The organism is Bartonella sp. B10834G3, from assembly GCF_016102505.1.
GTDB classification, from domain to species: domain Bacteria; phylum Pseudomonadota; class Alphaproteobacteria; order Rhizobiales; family Rhizobiaceae; genus Bartonella; species Bartonella choladocola.
Genome location: NZ_JACFOM010000007.1, coordinates 1 through 6,314 on the forward strand (window position 1 = coordinate 1; position 6,314 = coordinate 6,314).

The 6,314-nt window shown below is 43.4% G+C and carries 2 protein-coding genes, 1 tRNA gene and 1 pseudogene; all 4 read right to left on the bottom strand.

Annotated features, from left to right (window positions below; all coding sequences use genetic code 11):
* On the bottom strand, positions 1-399 hold a 399-nt coding region (locus tag H3S94_RS11665; RefSeq protein WP_198241167.1), incomplete at its 3' end, for a LysM domain-containing protein.
* A 2,837-nt stretch (positions 400-3,236) separates the two neighbouring features.
* A complete protein-coding gene (locus H3S94_RS11670) occupies positions 3,237-3,527 on the bottom strand; it encodes a hypothetical protein (protein WP_198241168.1) in 291 nt (96 codons plus the stop codon).
* 439 nt (positions 3,528-3,966) lie between these two features.
* A pseudogene (locus H3S94_RS11975) lies at positions 3,967-4,862 on the bottom strand (4-hydroxythreonine-4-phosphate dehydrogenase PdxA).
* A gap of 1,371 nt (positions 4,863-6,233) precedes the next feature.
* Positions 6,234-6,310 (bottom strand) — tRNA-Met (locus tag H3S94_RS11690).
* Positions 6,311-6,314: the final 4 nt, after the last annotated feature.

Here is a 6,314-nt window from a genome sequence, read left to right on the forward strand (position 1 = left end):
CATGTCATCAGAAACCGGTGACAGCGGAACATAAACCGTATCCCCCACCGTTACCTTGTCAAAGCCGTTCTTGAAGAAGCGATCCAGATTGAGACGGCGCAACCCCTCAACACTCAAATTATAGCGCTTGGCAACGCTATCAAGCGTATCGCCGGACACCAGCACATAGGCGCGTGTCATGATCGGCGAGCTATAGCCATCAAGCGAGGCGCTTGCACCATCATCCTTCTGCCCGAATAGACTGTTGTCAGCGGCATAGCGTTCACTTCCCGAGTCTCTTTGCGCAGCCTGCGCTGGCATAACCATCGCCAGAAAGGTTGAGCAGACGTAGAGGATAATCATCAACCACGACACAGCCTTTGATACAAAGGTGCTCAAAAAGTTACTACGCATAGACATGAAATCCCCCTTATTTCTTACATGACTTAGTAAAAAATGTTTCGCTATTTCCTACATAGATAAGTTAAAACGGCTCACGTGAGAGTGCATATTGCCGAGCCTTGCACTCAGCCCCCAATAGGCTTGCAAACAGGCTCATACGTGCAAACGAAAGACTTCGTTCACTGATTAGGTGACAGAAGCTTTAGCAGGATTGAATAAACCGGATCCCTCGCACTATTCGGCTCGGGAGAAAGAGAGGGTGGATAAGTAATAACAAATAATCAAACATAACTTTACCGTCTCCTTGATGTATTCCATCAACCCAATAAATTGGACACGTCAGCTAATTCATACGTTAAACATCACGTTAGAGATGCATAAAAGCATCATCCGCTTTTGTAACACCAATACCGATTTTTTGCTGTTTTGCAACCCCTGCGAGAAAAAATACACAAAAAAAACAAATATATTCTTCTGGCGAGTATTAAATATCTAATTAAATTACACTTTTCGGATTCAATCACATCATAAATTTAGATACTATCACTTCATAAACTTATTTATAACGTCACAAGCTAGAATTTATTTTGTCCTGCATCCGGTCATCAACGAGACTGATTATCATTTCACCAACAAGACTGATTATCATTGTTGTTATTATAATGGATGCCGGTGCAACATTATCCAAGATGCATTGACGAGTTACTCTTTGCCGAACCCGCTCATACTGCCAAGAACGGACATCGGTGGCTGAACGCCTGGTCTAAAAAAGGAAAGTCTGCTCTCCAGAAGTATAATTTGCGGAAAAGTCAATGCCAACGATATAATCAACGTCGATACAATGTTGGGAAATATGTACTTGATATAAAAACGCGGCGGTTTTGCTCCCAATTGTATGAAAACGGCAGTATATCCCTGATTATTGGCTGAAACAGCTCATCTCCTTATTATCCTCGCATATCTTTCCCTTCAGGGGAACCCCATAAGACATGTTAATAGTAAAATGGTATTACCGAAAAAAGCTAAGACAACCAAAGATAGAATCTGAACTGGAAAAGCAGCTTGGAAGTCGCCAGCATCATAACAAAATGTTTCATAATACCGTTAAATATTGCAGCTACAAATCCCGAAACTATAGCTATAAGAGCGGAAAAGATTGTCGGAGAACTTCAATCATGGCATTGCGTGACCACCATGCGAGAACCGCCGCACCGCCAAGACCTGTTGTTAGTGTAGGAAGAATAGCATGTTTGAGATTGCCTTGCTCTTTTAATGGCAACCAGCCCGATTGCACTGAAATACGGATACTGGAATAAGCCCTGACACAAATGATGGCATGGTGAAACAGGGGAGAGATAAAGCTATAACGAAACGATTGATCTTACTATCTCTATCCAGTGCAGCATATGCCCGCCAGAAATTCCGATAGCCAGTTTCATAACAAAGCAAGTATCGTTAACAATAGGGTGGCAGTTATCCCGTTCCGCAACATGATCTATCACAGGTCTTCCATCGCTCATAGATACTGCCGTATCTCCATGAAGTAATGCATGGAAGCAAGTGAAGAATTGTTGCCATAATGGCGCATCCAGCCCCCCATTGTTTATGAAATACTGCATGCTTTATATAACTTCAGTCCGCTATATGATTTGCGCAAGGTCAACTGACATGCGTATAAAATGAATGCAAAACGGATAACACAAAACACAGTCAACAGGCGGCGGATAAAGCGCGTTGATAGAAAGTAGATCATATTTTTTCCGCATATTCTACTGTTTCTTCTGAACGGCTTAAACGACGGCAAGAACAAACACACCATGTGATGATGTTAGTTCAGAAGGGATTTTCCCGCATAGCCCCATCAGCTCTTGAGCAATGTGTAAACCACAACCTATGAGGACGATGAGCAGGATTTGGTAGCTCACCTTGTAAGACTACACGATCATCGGGCCATCTTTCTGGCATTGGTACACCCGAAGTCAACGTGTTGATATAAGGATGCTGCGAACGTTAAAAAATCTTGCTGCTTTCATCTATCTCGACGATCCGACCGAGATACATTACTGCAACTCTGTCAAACTGATATGAAGATTTAACTGGCATATATTCGCGATTACACAAAAAAAGAAAATATAAATTTTCAAAGCGCGATTTCTGTTCAGTCCAGACATGTCGCACCGAAACATATATAACAACCGAAATAAGATAATATTTCTGTCAAAATTTCTGATGGTTCATTTTAGAGCCCCATTAATCAGAGATTCTTAAACATGACAGTCAGATGATATTACTTGTTGCAAACCATGCAGAGACAAGTTTCCCTCATACTGTATCAAGACGTGCGATCTTCTATTCCGGATTGTTAAAATGAATTCAAATAGGATAACAACCACAAATTGATTATGTAATAACAACCCATAATTGCGATATTTACTGCGATCCTTTGGTTCCCTGATTAACGGTTACAATTTTTTCTGCCTTGCCTTGTTTTTATATTGATGTGTTGGAGTTTTCTATGATGCTCAAACTTGGCCATCCCGATTTTGCTTATTTAGCATCAGGAAAGCTTCAATCATTGCTTGAAGCAAATCATGCAGAGAGCTGGAATGTCTTTAACCCATCAAATCCTTCAGTAGCAGAACCGATTTTCAGATCGGCGTTGAAGACATTAATTCAATTCTATGTCGCGTTAAGAAATATGCTGTTCCATCTATCGGGATATATCAGAAAAATATTACGATATAAGCAGTTCCAAAGGCTTGTCAGAGAGAATTTCTTGTTCAGAACTCCGACACTTACCTTTCGAGATCAAGCCGATATATTGACTCATATACATATAATACCGATTTTTGATTTCATTTGTTATTTTTTATCAATATGCGATATAATTGGATTAGTTTTCTCTCTGCATTTTCTTTTACCGCTTTAATGTATCGGATTTGCTCTTCAATCCCTTTTGCCATGGTAGAAAAACGCTCATTAAAACCCGTCTCACACACAGTATAGCCTATAGCTTTAGCTTGAACGGCGGCATGCATAAGCTCGTCCCTGTCGGTAGCTCTAGCCGGGATCACAGGCTTTTCTACAGGCTTACAAACAGCCTCGATCAAGTTGACGACATCAACTGTCGCTTGGTAGGCTAACAAATCTAGACCATGTACTCCTGTGTTAGACCCAAGCATGCACGCACTGAATGCTATTTCGTCGCTTGAACCAGTCAGTTACCTCGATATTCCCTCTATCCTTCCGGTGAAAAGATAATATTGTATGCCTGCACTCTCTATCAATGGCAACACATCATCACTATGCGTACCGCCAAGCAAATAGTCGACACCGAACTCGATCGGCGACTGCGCGGACCTCGCCTCACTTTCAACATCAAGCGATAAGACTTAAAGATAATTTTTCGCGCCTGCTGCACGTATGGCTCGCAGCCAAATCGCCCAAACGTTGAAAAAGCAAGCCTACGTCTTCGTAACCGATATGACACAGCCTCAATCACTTTTGGCAGATAGCTCATTGCATCTGCAATAGCTCTGTCATTTCTTGCGCGCATAAAGATGAAATTCGCATGATTAGGCAACTTCATATCATTCCCTGACGTTGACCTGAAGGCACCAGCCGCTCTACATATTTTATAGCCGTCAGCAAACTTGAGTGCTCGGCTACCCAGCCCCGCAATGTCGAAAGCGGTTCCGCGATCCGGGCTGGAGCGAACAAATGGAAGGCTGGTATAATGTTAACGCCAGTCTCAATTTCTATCGACTTCACGGGTATAAGCTTTGGATCATGATATTGCGCAACAACGACATCGAATTGTCCCTTTTTGCTGTCATAAATATCGTATCACCTGTTCGCGAGCCGCTCACGTCTGTTTCTTCTAAGCGCACTCCATTTGCTGCGGGTTTGATGAAGCCGATTTCCTCATCGACAAAAAGATCACCTTTACCCGCATGGGGATTCAATCCAGCGAAAGCGACATGCAGCCTTTTGGTGCCCAACGCTATGATGCCTATATTTGCAAGCCCGATTGCTTATAACCGTTTTTCGTAAATAACCTGATTTATAGTGTGTCGAAGTGACATCTGGATGGTAACAAGAATTGTACGAATATCTTCATTCAAAAGCATCATGGCAACATGACCGCTACCACCTTCATCAGCAAGAATTTCACTGTGTTCTGGACAATCTATTCCAGCAGAATGAATAGCGTTCTTATTGATTGGCAACGTGATAATTCCGCTTATCTTCTCAAATTTGGCAGCGGTTATAGCTTCGACGCCAGTATCAAAAGATGCCAGCCCCGAAATGGAATTACCGCAACTTATCGGGGCACGCGATATTATTTTTGTCATCTCAACCTCATTGTCGGGAGGTGACGAACCGAACTTCGGACAATTTTCCCGCACAGCATTGTTCGTGTTAAATGGGCTTGTTTTGGCGGAATAATCTTGCCTGGAAACGGTGCGCGTCCAAGCCATATGAAGGAAGCCGGACTGGATAGGTTTTAAGAGAAGTATGGTTTGATTGAGTTGAAGGCAGATGAGGGAGTGACGGTTGAAGGAGACGCGGGCTAAGTGTCAGAATTAAGTGACAGACTTGAGCGTCAGAATTGCGTGTTAGAATTAAGTTTCCGAGACGGGTTCAAACACGGATAAATTTCAACGTTGAAAATCTATGATAGAGAAGCTTTATTTCCGCTTCGCGAAGCTGGATTTCGATTTTAACATACTGATATTCGGGGGATAGCGTTACGTTGCTCGCGTTTTCCGCTTGTTCCGCTTGGCATTACACACATCCCAAGCGACGAGCGTTTGAAGGCAAGCGGAGAAGCGGAACCCCGGGCGGGCATCGGGAAGCGCAGCACTTATATAATGAGGATATTGATAGGTGAGAATCCTGCTAAAGCAATGAACGAGTTTTGTTTTTTAGAAGTTCGGTTCTCCGCCGGTTCTAATGCAAATTGTCACTTTGCGATAGTTTGGGGATGTCCGTAAAGTGACGATCGTAAACCATTTCTGCCACTGACACGTTACAAAACGAGTTAAATGAAACCGGCGGGCAATGAGATATTGCCTATTCTAATTGCCTATTCTATTTGAGTGCCGTCTAAAACCTTGTTTACCAGTCCCGAAGGACACCAATTTCTGCTGCTGACAACGAGATAAATAGCACACAAGGGGGCTTCTAATTGAACAGCAGTTGAACAGTTTTAAAACTGTTAGCGATTAGATACGCCCAAGATCACCACTTATCGAGCTAACGGAGTAACATGATAGAAGCGCGGCCGATGGTCAACAGGGGTATTTGAAGCCATTTTTAAAAGCGGGTACCCCGCAACGGGATTATCACCAAGAGGGGCAATTGGCAGGATATTTTTGACGTGCGTTTCGATAAAAAGTGACGGAACTTGTTTTTCCTGAAGCTGGATTTCGATTTTAACATACTGATATTCGGGGAATTGCGTTATGTTGCTCGCGTTTTCGGCTTGTTCCGCTTGGCATTACACACATCCCAAGCGACGAGCGTTTGAAGAGAAGCGAAGAAGCGGAGCCACGGGCCGGCATCGGGAAGCGCAGCACTTATATAATGAGGATATTGATAGGTGAGAATCCTGCTAAAGCAATGAACGCGTTTTGGTGTTTTCCGGAAGTCCGGTTTGTTTTCAACATAGGCATGTCGCGACAGCATATTGCAGTAAAGGTCATTAATTCCGCGATCCTAATAGACAACCCACGCACCAAACGACGAGCATCTAAACGTAATCATCGCTGCGGCCTCGTTTTTGGAAGCGCTGCGGTATACAAAGCGGATAATGATAGGCAAAAATTTGTGAGTGGTGAAGTGATGATTGGTTGCGGGGGCAGGATTTGAACCTGCGGCCTTCAGGTTATGAGCCTGACGAGCTACCGGGCTGCTCCACCCCGCGCCAA